Raw genomic sequence first — 15,360 nt, 5'->3', positions numbered from 1 at the left:
AGATGGCATCCTTATTATTTTTAACTGTATTTATATACAGCCATCAAGATAATTAGGCCAGCCATTTCTGTTGTTCAGAAAAGTGAAACCAGCAGTGCCATAGGAAAGCTGAACGGCCATGTCGCACCAATCAACAGCGCTGCCAGCAGCCGAATGCAGCGGCTTTCCTTAGTTAAAAACCAGCTTATCAACGCACAAATACAGCCCATTACGGCATAAAAAACCAGCATCTTCTGGTATAAAGTCATTTTTTCCTTCCCTGTCAGACATCGCGCAACACGCGTTATCCTGTCCCGCACCACTTAGTACGTCAGAGATCAATACTTCACAAAACAAGCAACTGCAAAGACCATGGAAAAACGGTTGATTCAGTGTTGTCCGATAGCGCAACTCTACGCCACCGACTATAAATGTAGGGGCTTACTCATAAAGGTGGCGTTATGGATGTTTCCAGCAAAACCGTAATTCTGATTAATGTCGGCGCAGCGCTTGCGCTTATTAGCCTGTTATCCGTTCGTTTTGGTTGGTTTTAGTAATTTTTCAGCAACTAAACCTAAAAAAGCAGCCTCAGCGGCTGCTTTTTTTATGATTTAATTGTCGCGCGTTTCCCGTCGGCTTTCTGTTGAAGCACTACAATAGTCTTAAGACTTTCCGGGTTATATGACGGCAAGAAATTCAGCTTTTCGGTATCCCACTCGACCGCTGTACAAACCCCCTCAGTTGCCCCCAGGCTTTCACAACCGCGAATTCGCTGGGCAGGGAGATTGTCGTAAAGCATTGCGCTTACGCCGATGAGTAACAGGATAAATGCTAGCTTTTTCAAAACCGATTCAACGTCAGAATAACAAATTATGTAAAATTTTCTCATGAGCGAGGCGAAAAAGTCAAATCGCCTACACGATAACAACTGTCCCGTGGCGATTTCATTCAGAATTTAACATTATGGCTACAATCATTCCCTTCCTGGAGAGCATTTCTGAGGAGTGCGATCCGTTATGTCCCCCTTCTGCTAGCGAGAGGATATTTATTTCATTGGAAATAACAAAATGATCTGGCAATCCGCATACCGGGTTATGGATAGCTAACTATACTTGGCTTTTATGAGGTGAGAATTTTCTTAAATTAGCGACTGCCGATAATCAGCAATCGACTGCTCAACCTTATGGTTAATGCGGAGTGTAGATTTCCAGGTGTTATTTTGTGCTCTATATTCCGGTAAGTGAAAGAAATTATTATTTGCAAACTCACGAACTTCCGCATAGGTTCATTACTATTAGTTATAACGTTTTTGCTTTTCCTGTTACTTATTTTTGAGGTCGCTTATGTCAGGAATACTTGCCCTGCTAATGGCTTTAGTCTTATTGGTGATCGCAATCTACAGTCTTATCTCTTATATTCGTGAGCGCCGCCACTCGGGCCTGCCATCAAAAAAAGACAAACATTGATTATTAAATCGGCATAAAAAGTCGATACGCAAAAAAAATCCCCGCATCATCCTGCAGGGATCAACAATTAATAGCATGCTTAGTTGTTTACACCCCATCCGGCGCTTATCTCCGGCACTCACAATGGCTTAGCTCTTGAAGGGGTATAAGAATACTCTCATATTACCCCTTATCTTTTTTAACATTTATTGCTATTGCAACTATTAGCGTGATAATGCTGCCGGCACGTTAATATTCAATGTTTCACCATTACATGACGAACCACCGTGTAGTCCTCCAGGCCATACATCGACATGTCCTTGCCGTAACCAGATAGCTTCTGTCCGCCGTGCGGCATTTCGCTAACCAGCATGAAATGGGTATTCACCCAGGTGCAACCGTACTGCAAACGCGCGCTCAGGCGATGGGCGCGGCCCACGTCCTGCGTCCACACCGAGGAGGCAAGCCCATATTGCGAATCATTAGCCCAGGTTAATACTTGTTCCTCATCGCTAAACGGCGTCACGCTAACTACCGGGCCAAAAACTTCGCGTTGTACGATAGCGTCATCCTGCTGTGCGCCAGCCAACAGCGTGGGCTGGAAATAGTAACCACTCCCCGCCGCGCGGCTGCCGCCGGTTACCACTTTAATATGCGGTAAGGCGCGCGCAGCGTTGACAGCCGCTGTCACCCGTTCGAGATGCGCAAGCGAACTGACCGGCCCCAGTTCCGTGGATGGATCGTCCGGTTGCCCCATTTTCAGGCTGGCCACGGCCGCGCCCAGTTTTTCAACCAGCCGATCGTAGACGCCTTGTTGCGCGTAAATACGGCAAGCGGCAGTACAGTCCTGACCGGCGTTATAAAAACCGAAAGTACGAATGCCCTCGACGACGGCATCGATATCGGCATCATCGAAAACAATGACCGGCGCTTTACCGCCCAGCTCCATATGGGTGCGTTTAATCGAATTCGCCGTGTGACCAATAATATGGGCGCCGGTGGCAATCGAACCAGTCAACGAAACCATACGCACTTTACTATGGCCGGTGAGCGGGTCGCCAACAGTTGGGCCCCGGCCGAAAAGCACGTTGATAACGCCGGCCGGGAAAATGTCTTTTGCAAGTTCCGCCAGCTTCAAGGCCGTCAGTGGGGTGATTTCTGAAGGTTTAATCACCACGCAGTTACCGGCCGCCAGCGCGGGCGCCAGCTTCCACGCCGCCATCATTAGCGGATAGTTCCACGGCGCAATCGAGGCCACCACCCCCACCGGGTCGCGGCGGATCATTGAGGTATGCCCCTCAAGGTACTCCCCAGCAGCCATTCCCGGCAGGCAACGCGCGGCGCCGGCGAAGAAGCGAAATACATCGGCAATCGCCGGCATTTCATCATTGATAACGCAATGTAGCGGTTTACCGCAGTTTAAAGACTCCAGTTTGGCGAGCGTTTCTGCATGTTCAGTAATCACATCCGCCATTTTCAGCAAACATTCGGCGCGGGTTTTCGGCGTTGTCTGGCTCCAGCTGACAAACGCACGATCTGCAGCATTGACGGCGGCATCAACCTGCGCCTCGGTCGCCTCCGCAATCTCAATAATCGTTTCGCCATTGGCAGGATTGAATACCGGCAGCACCTCGCCTTCCCCCGCCACTAATTGACCGTTTATCAAAAGGTTATGTTGCATAGCATGATCCTGTAAAGTGTATTATTTTCCGCTTTCGGCGTTATTCTCACCGTCACGGGTTAGCCACCAGGCCCCCAGGATGGGTACAGTCGTCACTAACATCACCAACAGCGCGACCACGTTGGTGACCGGTACATCGCGCGGGCGCCCCAGTTGATTTAACAACCACAACGGTAACGTCCGCTCATGTCCGGCGGTAAAGGTAGTGACGATAATTTCATCAAAGGACAGAGCGAATGCCAGCATCCCGCCCGCCAGCAGTGCCGAACCCAAATTGGGCAGCACCACGTAACGGAAGGTTTGCCAGCCTGTAGCGCCAAGATCCATCGATGCTTCCACCAGACTCCATGATGTCCGGCGAAATCGGGCAATGACGTTGTTAAACACCACCACCACGCAGAAGGTCGCGTGACCCACCACGATGGTTAGCAAGCCAGGCTCAAGATTGACGGCTTTAAATGCCGTCAGCAGCGCCAGGCCGGTAATGATGCCGGGAAGTGCAATAGGTAATAGCAACAGCAGCGACACGGCATTCTTACCAAAAAACGAACTCCGCCACAGCGCGCCGGCAGCGAGAGTGCCCAACACCAGCGCAATCCCCGTGGATAAAGCGGCGATTTTAAGTGACAACGTCACTGATTCAATGATATCTGCGCGAGCGGCAGCCTCGCTGAACCAGCGGAGCGTCAGCCCTTTCGGCGGGAAGCTGAAAGCGGCATCCTCTGTATTAAAGGCGTACAAGGCGATAATCAGCAGTGGAAAATGGAGAAATACCACTCCGCCCCAGGTAGCGATTTTGAGAAACAACGGTGCGCGTTCAGAGTGCATCAAACGCTCCCAGGCGCTTAACAAACGCCAGATACAGTGCAATAAGAACAATCGGCACCAACGTGAACGCCGCCGCCATCGGCATATTGCCAATCGCGCCTTGCTGCGAATAAACCATGTTGCCGATAAAGAAACCGGGCGGTCCCACCAGTTGCGGCACAATAAAATCGCCAAGGGTGAGGGAAAAGGTAAAGATAGAACCTGCCGCGATACCCGGTATGGCTAAAGGCAGTACCACGTAGCGGAAGGTTTGTTGCGGTCGAGCGCCTAAATCGGCGGAGGCCTGCAGCAGCGACGGCGGCAGGCGTTCCAGCGCCGCCTGTACCGGCAGGATCATGAACGGCAGCCAGATATAGACGAACACCATGAATCGCCCGAGCCCGGAGGTCGATAAGGTATTGCCGCCGACCGCCGGGATGGTCAATACCATATTTAACACGCTCTCCAGACCAAGGTGGCCGAGAAACCATTGTGCCACGCCATCTTTCGCCAGCAATAGCGTCCAAGCGTACGCCTTAACGATATAGCTGGCCCACATCGGCAACATCACCGCGATATAAAAGAAGGCTTTCATCTTGCCGCGGGTATAACGCGCCATATACCACGCCATCGGCAACGCCAGGATTGCGCTGGCAATAGTCACGCAGATAGCCATCACCAGGGTACGGACAATGATGTCGTAGTTGGCGGGATTAAACAGCGCCTTCAGGTTAGCGAGCGTCAAATCCGTGGTGACCGACATCGTAAAGTCATCAAAGGTATAGAAGCTTTGCCACAACAGCGTCAGGAGCGATCCCAGATAGACAATCCCAAACCACATCAACGGGCCCAGCAGCAGTAAAAACAGGCCCAATGACGGTTTTCGCCAGAACAGCCCTGACATCCTCCCGGTCGTTGGTTGTACAAGCGCCATCGTCATCTCAGCCTCCGCTTTCCAGGGAGACCATCGCCGAACGCGACCAGCCGGCCAATACCTGTTGCCCCAACCGCGGCGCGCTCAACGCCGCCCCGCCATCAACGTTGGCCTGGCTGACTAGCAGCTTTTCGCCCGCTGCAAGTTTCAGTTCAATACGCGTTGATGCCCCCTGAAACTGCACCGCCTGCACGGTCCCCTGAACCTGAATATCACCGCCGCCATTCAGTCGAATATGTTCAGGACGGAGTGACCACGCGCCAGCCACCCCGCATAGGCGCTGCGAAACTTCTGGGGTAAAAACGTTCGCGGTGCCGACAAATCCGGCGACAAAGGCGGTTTTAGGCTGTAAATAGAGCGAGTGCGGCGAATCGACCTGCTCAATACGGCCATTGTTAAACACCGCCACGCGATCGGACATCGACAGCGCCTCACCCTGATCGTGAGTAACAAAAATGAAAGTAATACCCAGCGACTGCTGAAGTTTTTTTAGCTCTACCTGCATCTGTTCGCGCAGTTTTAAATCCAGCGCGCCAAGCGGTTCATCTAATAACAGCACACGAGGTTGGTTGACCAGCGCGCGGGCAATGGCGACCCGTTGCCGTTGACCGCCGGATAGCTGCGAAGGCTTGCGAGCGTGCACAAACCCAAGCGCCACTTTTTCTAAGGCTTCCTGGGCGCGAAGCTGACGTTCTTTTTTGCCCACGCCTTTCACCATCAGCCCATAGGCGACGTTGTCGATGATCGACATATGCGGAAATAGCGCGTAATCCTGAAAAACCGTATTGACGTCACGCTGCCAGGGCGGTAATTCGCTGGCCTGCTGACCAAAAATACGAATCGAACCGCCGGATAGCTGTTCGAAGCCCGCGATTAAGCGCAGGCAGGTGGTTTTGCCGGAGCCTGACGGCCCCAGCATGGAAAAAAACTCGCCATCGCGAATGGCGATACTCACGCCATCCACCGCGCGTACGTCACCATACAAACGCGAAACGTCATCAAACTCTACCGCGTAGGTCATGTTCAGTCTCCAGGCGCTTAGCGGCCACCCATAATCGCGATATAGTCCTGGGTCCAACGGCTATAAGGAACATACTTTCCGCCTTCGGCAATCGGCGTTTTCCAGAACGCAATCTTGTCGAATTGGTTGTAACCGTTGGTTTCACAGCCTTTGTCTCCCAATAGCGTACTGGCTTTACAGCCCTGCGGCACCACGGGCAGCGATCCAAACCAGGCGGCGACATCGCCCTGTACTTTCGGCGTCAGCGACCAGTTCATCCACTTATAAGCGCATACCGGATGCTTTGCCTCACTATGCAACATCGTCGTATCGGACCAGCCGGTCACGCCTTCTTTTGGGAAGACGGTAGCGATGGGCTGACCTTCACCTTTCAGACCATTGGCCTGATACGGCCAGGAGCCCGAGGCAACCACGCCTTCGTTTTTAAAGTCGCTCATCTGAACGGTTGCATCGTGCCAGTAACGGTGAACCAGCGGATGCTGATCCTGCAGCACCTTCAACACCGCCTGATACTGCGCTTCGGTGAGTTCATAGGGATCGTTAATTCCTAACTGCGGCTGCGTTGCTTTGACAAATAGCGCAGCATCAGCGATATAAATCGGACCATCATAGGCCTGAACTCGCCCCTGGTTGCTTTTTCCGTCCGGTAGATCCTGTTTGACGAAAACCACTTTCCAGCTATCAGGCGGCGTCGGGAAGGTTTTAGTGTTGTACATCAGCAGGTTCGGCCCCCATTGATAGGGCGTGCCGTACACTTTATCGCCGACGTTAAACCACGCGCCTTTGGCAACTCGCGGGTCAAGCGTTTTCCAGTTTGGGATCAGCGCGGTATTAATCGCCTGTACACGCTTGCCCATGATAAGGCGCAACGAGGCGTCGCCGGAGGCGGTCACCAGGTCGTAACCGCCCTTCGCCATCAGGCTGACCATTTCGTCTGAAGTGGCGGCAGTCTTCACATTAACCTGGCAGCCGCTCTCTTTTTCGAATTGGCTTACCCAGTCATAATTCTTATCCGTCTGACCGCGTTCGATATAACCCGGCCAGGCAATAATATCGAGCCGCCCTTCTCCTTTATCCAGCGAAGACGGCGGTTCAGCGGCTTGCGCTGTCAGCACAACCATACTCAGCGCGCACAGGCTGCCACGGGCAAATTTTTTGCTCATTTGAACTTACTCCTGTCAGAATAAAAGTAGCGGCAGCCGTGCCGTAAAAATATCTCCCTTAATAAGGGTAGACGGCGGCCTGCGGGGCTCTGGGGAAATTTCCTCAGGTTGTGACCAGGTGCGCATTCCGCAAAAATCGCCACCACGATTCGATAATATGGATTATAGACAAGGAGTTATGGCAGGGGGATGAGTATGCATATTCCCTATGACGACCCGGTGCTGGTGGATATTTTAAACTGATTAATGAATACAAGAATGAAGTGGATAAATTGCCGGAAAAATAAAAACCGGCAATTAAAAAAAGCGATGAATAAGCTAAGACAAAAGTTGACGTATAAGTTCGCCGAGCCGTTTGACTCCCTGCTCTTCTTTTTCTCCCCAGCCCCAGGCGGTATTAAAACGGAAAAATGAGGTCCAGTTAGCGGTGGTAGAAAACATTTTACCCGGCGCAATACTGATGTTATCCCGTAACGCCAGAGCGCTGAGTTCGCCAGCATCGACGCCAGCGGGCAGCTCCAGCCACAGGAAATAACCGCTATCGCTATGGTGAATTTTGACCTCGGCGGGTAAAAAACGGAGCAATGCCTGCCAGGCCAGCTGTTTCCGCTCGGCAAGCTGTCGCCGCAACCGGCGTAAATGCGCGTCGTAACGTTTGGTCGAGAGATAATCGACCAGCGCCAACTGCATCGGCGAACTGGTAGATAGCGTACTCATCAGCTGTAACTGCTGAATACGGCGGGCATGCCTGCCAGCGGCAACCCAGCCGATACGAAATCCAGGGACAAGGCATTTTGAAAATGAGCTACAGTGCAGCGTCATCTCATCACGATCCCAGTACTTTGCGGGTAGCGGTTTTTCCCGACCAAAGTACAACTCACTGTAAACGTCATCTTCAATCAACATGACGTTGTAGCGTGTCAATAGCGCCACCAGTTGCGCTTTTTTGTCTGCCGTCAGCGTAAATCCGAGCGGGTTCTGGCTATTGGTCATCAGCCAGCAGGCTTTGACCGGGTAGCTCTGCAATGCCTGTTCCAGCGCCGCTAAATCGATCCCCTCTTTCACATCGCTGGCCACCGATAGCGCCTTAAGTCGCAACCGTTCGAGCGCCTGCAGCGCGCCGTAAAAACATGGATTTTCGACGACGACCCAATCGCCGGGCTCAGTCACCGCCTGCAGGCTGAGGTTCAACGCCTCCAGCGCACCGGCGGTAATGACTATCTCATCCGGCGATACGTTCATTCCCTGCAACGCATAACGCCGGGCAATAGCATGACGAAGCTCATCGTTGCCCGGCGGCAAGTTCTCGATCACGCTCATGGCGGTGGCGGTTTTACTCACTTGAGCCAGCGAACGATTTAGCTGCTGCAAGGGAAACAGACGCGGGTCGGGAAAAGCGGAAGCAAAAGGCAGCATCGACGCCTGGCGGCTCGCCTGCAGGACGTCGAAAATATAGGTGTTGATATCAACCGACTCATTGCGCGTCACTTGCGCGGGAGGCTCAGGCTGGCGCTGCTTCACCGGCTGCGGCGCCACATAATAACCGGATTGTGGACGAGCGATAATCCGTCCCTGGCTTTCCAGTAACTGGTAGGCATGGCTGACGGTCATAAAACTCATTCCGCTGCTGACAACCTGTTCGCGTAAGGAGGGTAGCCGATCGCCGGGTTGCCAAACGCCAAGCGCGATCTGTTCAGTTAACTGTCGCGCAAGCTGCTGATACTTTTTCATTACCGCATCCATTTCATCAACGGGATGCCGTATCTTATAACAGATGGTCAAAAATGGCAGGTTTTAAAAACTGATATACCTGACAGATGCCACTGAGCGAGTATCTGATAGCACGGCAAGTGGTGATCTTGCCGCTGAAAGAACATGAAATTGTATTATCAATGATGAATTATTCGCATTTGAGGATAGCAATAAAGTATCAGGCAAGTCCGCAAGTTAGAAAAAATATGAATGATGCGCACGACGTATCGATGCCAACTCTAATCGTTTGAACATAGATACGCTTTATTTCTCATGTTGTGAATCAGCGATTAAATCAGCCCGACCGATAAATTCATCACGCATCTAAAAATGAAGTGATTTCGTGCCGGGATACTAGTAGCTCAAATAAGCAGATAGACTCCGCCGCCCACGGCAAGCCAAAAAATGCTCATGATCAACAATGAGATAAGTAAACTTCGCAGGCCTTTCTTTGACAAATCCTCTCCCTTTCTTTATCAATTAATATATTAAAAAATAATGGATATCAAATTCACATAATGAATACAGATATTTAAGAGGTAAACTTGACGGCAAAACATAACACCATCACAGGCTAGCAGAATAATTAACAAAAAACAGCGCAAGTCATAAGGAAAATCGTAAATAAAAGTGTGAAGTATAACTGGTATAAATTCACAATACGAAATTGATTATTTATGATGACATGAAAATTAACTTCACAAATATGAAACATCAAGAGAAAGAATAACAATCCGCAACTGTTATCATAAAAAAGCGCTTTTCTGCGTCTGCTATCACGCCTCTCCCCCCTCTAAAATTGCGCAGAATCAATTTTGTTGTGGAGCCTTGCATGTTCGGTCTTGATGCATTTCATCTGGCGCGGATCCAATTCGCCTTTACCGTCTCATTTCATATCATCTTTCCAGCGATCACCATCGGTCTTGCCAGTTACCTGGCGGTACTTGAGGGATTGTGGTTAAAAACAAAAAATTCTGTCTGGCGCTCGCTGTATCATTTCTGGTCGAAAATCTTTGCCGTCAACTTTGGTATGGGAGTGGTCTCAGGGCTGGTTATGGCCTACCAGTTCGGCACAAACTGGAGCGGTTTTTCTCAGTTCGCCGGCAGCATTACCGGCCCATTGCTAACGTATGAAGTCCTTACCGCGTTCTTCCTGGAGGCCGGTTTCCTTGGCGTGATGTTATTTGGCTGGAACCGTGTCGGCCCCGGCCTGCATTTTTTCGCCACCTGTATGGTGGCGCTGGGCACCATTATTTCCACGTTCTGGATCCTGGCCTCAAATAGTTGGATGCAAACACCGCAAGGTTTTGAAATTGTTAACGGCCAGATCGTACCCGTAGACTGGTTCGCCGTTATCTTTAACCCTTCTTTCCCTTACCGCTTATTCCATATGTCCGTTGCTGCGTTTCTTAGCAGCGCGTTATTCGTGGGCGCATCCGCCGCATGGCATTTGCTGCGCGGCAACCAAACCCATGCCATCCGCGCCATGTTCTCAATGGCGCTATGGATGACGCTGATTGTCGCCCCCATCCAGGCATTAATCGGCGATATGCATGGGCTTAATACCCTGAAACACCAACCGGCGAAGATTGCCGCCATCGAAGGCCACTGGGAAAATCCGCCCGGCGAACCGACGCCGCTGCTGCTGTTCGGCTGGCCGGACATGCAACAAGAGCGCACCCGCTACGGGTTGGAGATCCCCGCCCTCGGCAGTCTGATTCTTACCCATAGCCTCGATAAGCAGGTACCGGCGCTGAAGGAATTCGCCCCGCAAGATCGCCCTAACTCAACCATTGTCTTCTGGTCATTTCGTCTGATGGCCGGTCTGGGAATGCTGATGATATTGCTTGGCGCCATTGCGCTGTGGCTGCGCTATCGCCAGCGTCTGTATACCTCAAAACCTTTCCTGCGCTTCGCGTTATGGATGGGGCCTTCCGGACTGATTGCGATTCTTGCTGGGTGGGTGACCACCGAAGTTGGCCGCCAGCCATGGGTCGTCTACGGCGTACAGCGCACCTCCGAGGCCGTATCAGCTCACGGCGATCTGCATATGACCATTAGCCTGCTGGCCTTTATTGCCGTCTACAGTTCGGTGTTCGGCGTCGGTTATAGCTACATGCTGCGCCTGATCCGCAAAGGACCGCAGGAGCAGACACCGGCGCCAACAGGTACGCCCGCGCGTCCGCTTTCTGCCGTTATGGATGGTTTTCAGCATAAGGAGTCCCGCTAATGGGTATTGATTTATCGGTTATTTGGTTTGTTATCATCGTGTTCGCCACGCTGATGTACATCGTCATGGACGGTTTCGACTTAGGGATTGGGATTCTGTTTGTTACCGTACGCGGCGATGAAGAGCGCGACGTGATGGTCAACAGCGTCGCCCCGGTATGGGATGGCAATGAAACCTGGCTGGTGCTTGGCGGCGCAGGTCTTTTCGGTGCCTTCCCGTTGGCCTATGCGGTGATTATCGACGCGCTGTCGGTACCCTTAACCCTGATGCTGATCGGCCTTATTTTTCGCGGCGTGGCCTTCGAGTTTCGCTTCAAAGCTACCCCTACGCACCGTCCTTTCTGGGATAAAGCTTTTCTTGGCGGATCGCTACTGGCGACATTCACCCAGGGCATGGTCGTTGGCGCGGTCATTCATGGTTTTCCGGTCAGCGGTCGCAGCTTTAGCGGCGGAATGTGGGATTGGTTCACGCCATTTACCCTTTTCTGCGGCCTCGGCCTCACCGTTGCTTACGCGTTGTTGGGCGCCAGTTGGTTGGTGATGAAAAGCGAGAATCCGTTGCAGAATACCATGCGCAGAATTTCACGCTTTCTTCTGCTGGCCTTACTGGTGGCGATAGCCGCGATTAGTCTGTGGACGCCGCTCTCTCTGCCGGCTATCGCCGAGCGCTGGTTTAGCCTGCCGAACCTGTTTTACCTGCTGCCGGTGCCGCTACTGGTTATCGCCATCAGCGCCTTGTTATGGCGCACGCTTGGGAAACGCGACGCTCACGTCCTGCCGTTTATATTGACGCTGGGATTAGTCTTTCTTGGCTTTAGCGGGCTTGGGATCAGCATTTGGCCGAATATTATCCCGCCGGGGATTACGTTGTGGCAGGCCGCGGCGCCGCCGCAAAGCCAGGGCTTTATGCTGGTTGGCGCGCTACTGATTATTCCCGTCATTCTTGGTTATACCTTCTGGAGCTACTACGTATTCCGCGGCAAAGTTCAACCTGGCGAGGGATATCACTGATGGAGAGATCATGGATAAAACGTTTGCTATGGCTGGTGGCCATATGGGGGGCTAGCGTGCTGGCGCTGGGCGCCGTCAGCATGATTTTCCGCCTGCTGATGAACGCCGCCGGGCTTCGCGCCTGATAAAAGAAACTGTTTCTTAGCCTGGCGCTTGACGCGTCAGGCTTTTTTTTCATCATTCTTCAGCCGCGCCTGACAAAGCCTTGCGCTTCTTTGATAACCAGGCAAAAAAGCCGATATTAAATCAACCATATTACTCATGCGTTATCTATTGATATGGAAAATGATATGTGGCGAAAATTTTTGACAGCGGTTGTGTTGATGTGCGGGTTATTGTCCGGCCATGTGTTAGCCCAGCGTCAGGGGCATGAATATTTCCCGGTGCAAAGCCTCGAACAGCAGTTACTGCACGAGGCTGATTGCGATGAGCTACGCAGCCAGGCTGAGGAGACCGCCAGCTCGCTGCGCGAGCATCATCACCGGCAGTATGCGCGCAAAGCAAAGGCGCATAACGGCCCGCTGTGAGAACGGCCCTTACGCGCCTTTACGCTTGGGCAACGTTTTCATCAGCTCGTCCGGGCTAACGGAGGCGACGATGCTGCCCGGATGCGGCATCTTGAGGATATGATTTTTGATTTTACCCACCACGTGCATTTCGCACGGGCGACAATCAAATTTCAGCGTCAGGACTTCATCACCGTGGATCAGCTGCATCGGCGTCGCCTTCCAGCTTTTAATCGAGCCTTTAGCCTGCTTCGGACATAGGTTGAAGGCAAAACGCAGGCAGTGCTTGGTGATCATCACCGGTACGTCGCCCTTCTCTTCATGAGCTTCATACGCCGCATCAATCAGCTGTACGCCGTAACGCTGATAAAAAGCGCGCGCTTTGTGGTTATAAACGTTCGCCAGAAATGACAAATGCGTTTCCGGATACACCGGCGGAGGTACGGAGACCGGTTTACGCGTACCGCGCTGCCAGGCATCGAGGCGCGCCTGATCGAGCATCTCTGCCGTTTCGCGGCGAAGTTGGTTGAGCATACTGTTCGGTACAAACAGCGCCGGCAGATTAATCTGCACATCACGCGGGTAGTAAATAGTCTGCCCGAGCTTCGCCACGCCATCACGCAGATTAGCCAGCGCTTTTTCCGCCTGGGTCGCTTCGGCAAATTCGCCATCCAGCGTATGCGTGACGCTGACGCCGTCTTCACAGGTCATGGTCAGCACCAATTGTTCCTGCCAGCCGCTCAGCGCGATATCAACCGCAATGCGACGCTCGCTGGAAGTTTTCAGTAGCGCCTGCTGCCAGTTATGGTCGAGGTTACGATTAAGCGCCTCATGCGGACGTACTTTATGCAGGTCTGCCGGCATCTCGTTTGGCCAGACGCGATAACGGTTTTCCCCCGTTTTCTCCACCGTATTGGCACGGAAGCCGACAACTTCACGTTTGATCATGACATTCAGACCGTCGCCGTTAGTCAACGCGTCGGTCACTTCGACATCGAGATAATCTTTTCCGACTTTTAATACTTCGCCTACCGGCAGACCGATAAATTTCGGCGAATCAAACGCGCCGATATCGCCCTTACGCGCGTTAACAAAATAGTCGGTGCTGCCGCGATGGAACGTTTTATCGGTAGACGGCACGAAAAAGTGCTCGGTGCGCCCGGCGGAAGAACGCGCGAGATCGCCGCGGTCTTCAATAATACGATCCAGCATCTGACGATAGTGAGCGGTGATATTTTTCACATAACTCATATCTTTATAGCGCCCTTCAATCTTAAAGGAGCGCACGCCGGCGTCGATCAATGCCGCCAGGTTGGCAGTTTGATCGTTATCTTTCATCGACAATAAATGTTTTTCATAAGCCACGACGCGCCCCTGATCGTCTTTCAGGGTGTAAGGCAGGCGGCAAGCCTGAGAGCAGTCGCCGCGGTTGGCGCTACGTCCGGTTTGCGCGTGAGAAATATAGCACTGGCCGGAATAGGCAACGCACAGGGCGCCGTGAATAAAGAACTCGATAGTCGCGTCGGTATTGTCGTAGATCGCTTTAATTTGCTCGAGGTTGAGTTCGCGAGCCAGAACAATCTGGCTGAAGCCTGCATCAGAGAGAAACTTCGCCTTCTCGACGCTGCGAATATCGCACTGGGTGCTCGCATGCAGCTCGATTGGCGGCAGATCCAGCTCCATTATCCCCATATCCTGCACGATCAGCGCATCGACGCCGGTCTCGTACAGATCGGTAATCAGACGTTGCGCGGGTTCCAGTTCATCATCATGAAGAATGGTATTCAGCGTCACAAACACCTTAGCGCCAAAGCGATGCGCAAACGGCACCAGGTTGGCGATATCGCTCAGGCTATTACTGGCATTATGCCGCGCGCCGAAGCCCGGCCCGCCGATATAGACCGCATCGGCGCCGTGTAAAATCGCTTCACGGGCGATCCCGGCATCGCGGGCGGGACTAAGAAGTTCAAGATGATGGTTTTGCAGGCGCATACGCTCGTCGTTATCCGTTATAGGGGGTCGAAATGGCGGCTATTGTAGTCAGAACTGAGCGCAGACGAAAACATTTTCCGCCGCGCCCGCACAGCGAATTTGCAGAAATCGGCAAAGCATTGAAGAAAAAGCTATTTCTCATGAAAACCCGGCAAGGTTACAGTGGCTGCGTATTCCGGATTTTCCTCGTCACGTTGTGAATTTTAGTCTCAGTCATCTTGATTGGCCGCGGATTAGTCCGCGGCTTTTTCTTTTGGATAATGAATCAGCGAATGAAAGTGCGCCGTCTGCGCGCCGCTATTGCGGTAAGCGTGCGTCAGGTCACCGGCAAAGCGCCGCCCTTCTCCCGCCTGCAATGAATGCCACTGCCCCTGCAGACATAAATCCAGCGTACCGCTAATGACCACCACATGTTCAATGACGCCGGTCTCATGCGGCGTCGATTCGCTCAGCGCGCCGGGGGCGAGGGTAATCGAAAAATGGTCAAAACGCAGTTCGGGATCCCATGGGAAGATGGGCGTCACCACCATCGCCTGCTGCTGCGGGTCGAAGGCGGCGGGCGCTGCGGACTCATCAGCGACAATAAAAGTCGAAAACGCCACATTGAGGCCGGTGGCTATCTTCCACAATGTCGCAACCGTTGGGCTCGATTCATTACGTTCGATTTGCCCGAGCATCGCCTTTGATACTCCGGTTTCTTCCGCCAGCCGCGACAAACTCCAGCCGCGCTGCTGACGCAGGCTTTTCAGCGTCAATGCCAGATGTTGGGCAATATTCATTGGTGCTCCTCGTCATTTTCTTGATATTACCAGTTGTACGCTATAACGCACAATGCTACCT

General features: G+C 52.4%; 15 protein-coding genes. 6 read left to right on the top strand and 9 right to left on the bottom strand.

Going from position 1 to position 15,360, the window contains the following annotated elements:
- Window positions 1-74 precede the first annotated feature (74 nt).
- On the bottom strand, window positions 75-248 hold the full coding sequence (locus ABLV78_RS11565; RefSeq protein WP_015366412.1) for a GhoT/OrtT family toxin: 174 nt from the start codon (window positions 246-248) through the stop codon (window positions 75-77).
- Between the two features lie 192 nt (window positions 249-440).
- Here ABLV78_RS11565 and yncL point away from each other — a divergent pair, with 192 nt between their 5' ends.
- Complete coding sequence (gene yncL / locus ABLV78_RS11560) at window positions 441-533, top strand: stress response membrane protein YncL (RefSeq protein ID WP_064571558.1); 93 nt, start codon at window positions 441-443, stop codon at window positions 531-533.
- A gap of 789 nt (window positions 534-1,322) precedes the next feature.
- Window positions 1,323-1,445 (top strand): small membrane protein, encoded by a 123-nt coding sequence (locus ABLV78_RS11555; RefSeq protein WP_072251384.1) that lies wholly within the window; start codon window positions 1,323-1,325, stop codon window positions 1,443-1,445.
- A 235-nt stretch (window positions 1,446-1,680) separates the two neighbouring features.
- Here the strand turns inward: ABLV78_RS11555 and patD are convergent, their stop codons facing one another.
- The 6 genes from patD to ABLV78_RS11525 form a co-directional block, all read right to left on the bottom strand.
- A complete protein-coding gene (gene patD / locus ABLV78_RS11550) occupies window positions 1,681-3,105 on the bottom strand; it encodes an aminobutyraldehyde dehydrogenase (RefSeq protein ID WP_045394023.1) in 1,425 nt (474 codons plus the stop codon).
- Between the two features lie 21 nt (window positions 3,106-3,126).
- The gene (locus ABLV78_RS11545) at window positions 3,127-3,933 is read right to left on the bottom strand and encodes an ABC transporter permease (protein WP_045394020.1); all 807 of its coding nucleotides are present in this window, start codon (window positions 3,931-3,933) and stop codon (window positions 3,127-3,129) included.
- Window positions 3,923-4,852, bottom strand: a complete 930-nt coding sequence (locus ABLV78_RS11540; RefSeq protein WP_045394017.1) for an ABC transporter permease — start codon at window positions 4,850-4,852, stop codon at window positions 3,923-3,925. Before ABLV78_RS11540 ends, ABLV78_RS11545 begins: the two co-directional genes overlap by 11 nt.
- A gap of 1 nt (window position 4,853) precedes the next feature.
- Window positions 4,854-5,867 carry an ABC transporter ATP-binding protein gene (locus ABLV78_RS11535; RefSeq protein ID WP_047048760.1) on the bottom strand — a complete coding sequence of 338 codons (1,014 nt, stop codon included), beginning with the start codon at window positions 5,865-5,867 and terminating at the stop codon, window positions 4,854-4,856.
- 17 nt (window positions 5,868-5,884) lie between these two features.
- Window positions 5,885-7,030: a putative ABC transporter substrate-binding protein YdcS gene (gene ydcS / locus ABLV78_RS11530; protein ID WP_045394012.1), complete on the bottom strand. Its 1,146-nt coding sequence runs from the start codon at window positions 7,028-7,030 to the stop codon at window positions 5,885-5,887.
- Window positions 7,031-7,348: 318 nt separating this feature from the next.
- On the bottom strand, window positions 7,349-8,761 hold the full coding sequence (locus tag ABLV78_RS11525) for an aminotransferase-like domain-containing protein (RefSeq protein WP_045394010.1): 1,413 nt from the start codon (window positions 8,759-8,761) through the stop codon (window positions 7,349-7,351).
- An 853-nt stretch (window positions 8,762-9,614) separates the two neighbouring features.
- On the opposite strand from ABLV78_RS11525, the gene ABLV78_RS11520 reads away from it, so the two are divergent.
- From ABLV78_RS11520 to ABLV78_RS11505, 4 genes are all read left to right on the top strand, one after another.
- A complete protein-coding gene (locus ABLV78_RS11520; protein WP_047048764.1) occupies window positions 9,615-11,012 on the top strand; it encodes a cytochrome ubiquinol oxidase subunit I in 1,398 nt (465 codons plus the stop codon).
- Window positions 11,012-12,022, top strand: coding sequence for a cytochrome d ubiquinol oxidase subunit II (gene cydB / locus ABLV78_RS11515; protein ID WP_047048766.1), 1,011 nt, complete (start codon window positions 11,012-11,014; stop codon window positions 12,020-12,022). Before ABLV78_RS11520 ends, cydB begins: the two co-directional genes overlap by 1 nt.
- Window positions 12,022-12,147 (top strand): DUF2474 domain-containing protein, encoded by a 126-nt coding sequence (locus ABLV78_RS11510; protein ID WP_064571560.1) that lies wholly within the window; start codon window positions 12,022-12,024, stop codon window positions 12,145-12,147. The genes cydB and ABLV78_RS11510 overlap by 1 nt, the downstream gene beginning before the upstream one ends.
- A 165-nt stretch (window positions 12,148-12,312) precedes the next feature.
- On the top strand, window positions 12,313-12,549 hold the full coding sequence (locus ABLV78_RS11505; protein ID WP_045394002.1) for a DUF2554 family protein: 237 nt from the start codon (window positions 12,313-12,315) through the stop codon (window positions 12,547-12,549).
- A gap of 9 nt (window positions 12,550-12,558) precedes the next feature.
- Here the strand turns inward: ABLV78_RS11505 and ABLV78_RS11500 are convergent, their stop codons facing one another.
- Entirely contained in the window at window positions 12,559-14,520 is a 1,962-nt protein-coding gene (locus ABLV78_RS11500) for a peptidase U32 family protein (protein ID WP_047048769.1), read from the bottom strand.
- Window positions 14,521-14,753: 233 nt separating this feature from the next.
- Window positions 14,754-15,299, bottom strand: a complete 546-nt coding sequence (locus ABLV78_RS11495; protein ID WP_047048772.1) for a helix-turn-helix domain-containing protein — start codon at window positions 15,297-15,299, stop codon at window positions 14,754-14,756.
- Between the last annotated feature and the right edge of the window lie 61 nt (window positions 15,300-15,360).

The organism is Klebsiella sp. CN_Kp075, assembly GCF_040065055.2.
Taxonomy (GTDB): domain Bacteria; phylum Pseudomonadota; class Gammaproteobacteria; order Enterobacterales; family Enterobacteriaceae; genus Klebsiella; species Klebsiella aerogenes.
This window is presented reverse-complemented; position numbering and strand designations above follow the sequence as displayed.

Bases quoted from the DNA above. Each gene is read 5' to 3' on its own strand.
- cydB (WP_047048766.1), top strand. From the start codon at position 11,012: ATGGGTATTGATTTATCGGTTATTTGGTTTGTTATCATCGTGTTCGCC.
- ABLV78_RS11540 (WP_045394017.1), bottom strand. From the start codon at position 4,852: ATGACGATGGCGCTTGTACAACCAACGACCGGGAGGATGTCAGGGCTG.
- ABLV78_RS11555 (WP_072251384.1), top strand. From the start codon at position 1,323: ATGTCAGGAATACTTGCCCTGCTAATGGCTTTAGTCTTATTGGTGATC.
- yncL (WP_064571558.1), top strand. From the start codon at position 441: ATGGATGTTTCCAGCAAAACCGTAATTCTGATTAATGTCGGCGCAGCG.
- ABLV78_RS11495 (WP_047048772.1), bottom strand. From the start codon at position 15,299: ATGAATATTGCCCAACATCTGGCATTGACGCTGAAAAGCCTGCGTCAG.
- ydcS (WP_045394012.1), bottom strand. From the start codon at position 7,030: ATGAGCAAAAAATTTGCCCGTGGCAGCCTGTGCGCGCTGAGTATGGTT.
- patD (WP_045394023.1), bottom strand. From the start codon at position 3,105: ATGCAACATAACCTTTTGATAAACGGTCAATTAGTGGCGGGGGAAGGC.
- ABLV78_RS11500 (WP_047048769.1), bottom strand. From the start codon at position 14,520: ATGCGCCTGCAAAACCATCATCTTGAACTTCTTAGTCCCGCCCGCGAT.
- ABLV78_RS11510 (WP_064571560.1), top strand. From the start codon at position 12,022: ATGGAGAGATCATGGATAAAACGTTTGCTATGGCTGGTGGCCATATGG.
- ABLV78_RS11565 (WP_015366412.1), bottom strand. From the start codon at position 248: ATGACTTTATACCAGAAGATGCTGGTTTTTTATGCCGTAATGGGCTGT.
- ABLV78_RS11535 (WP_047048760.1), bottom strand. From the start codon at position 5,867: ATGACCTACGCGGTAGAGTTTGATGACGTTTCGCGTTTGTATGGTGAC.
- ABLV78_RS11525 (WP_045394010.1), bottom strand. From the start codon at position 8,761: ATGAAAAAGTATCAGCAGCTTGCGCGACAGTTAACTGAACAGATCGCG.
- ABLV78_RS11505 (WP_045394002.1), top strand. From the start codon at position 12,313: ATGTGGCGAAAATTTTTGACAGCGGTTGTGTTGATGTGCGGGTTATTG.
- ABLV78_RS11545 (WP_045394020.1), bottom strand. From the start codon at position 3,933: ATGCACTCTGAACGCGCACCGTTGTTTCTCAAAATCGCTACCTGGGGC.
- ABLV78_RS11520 (WP_047048764.1), top strand. From the start codon at position 9,615: ATGTTCGGTCTTGATGCATTTCATCTGGCGCGGATCCAATTCGCCTTT.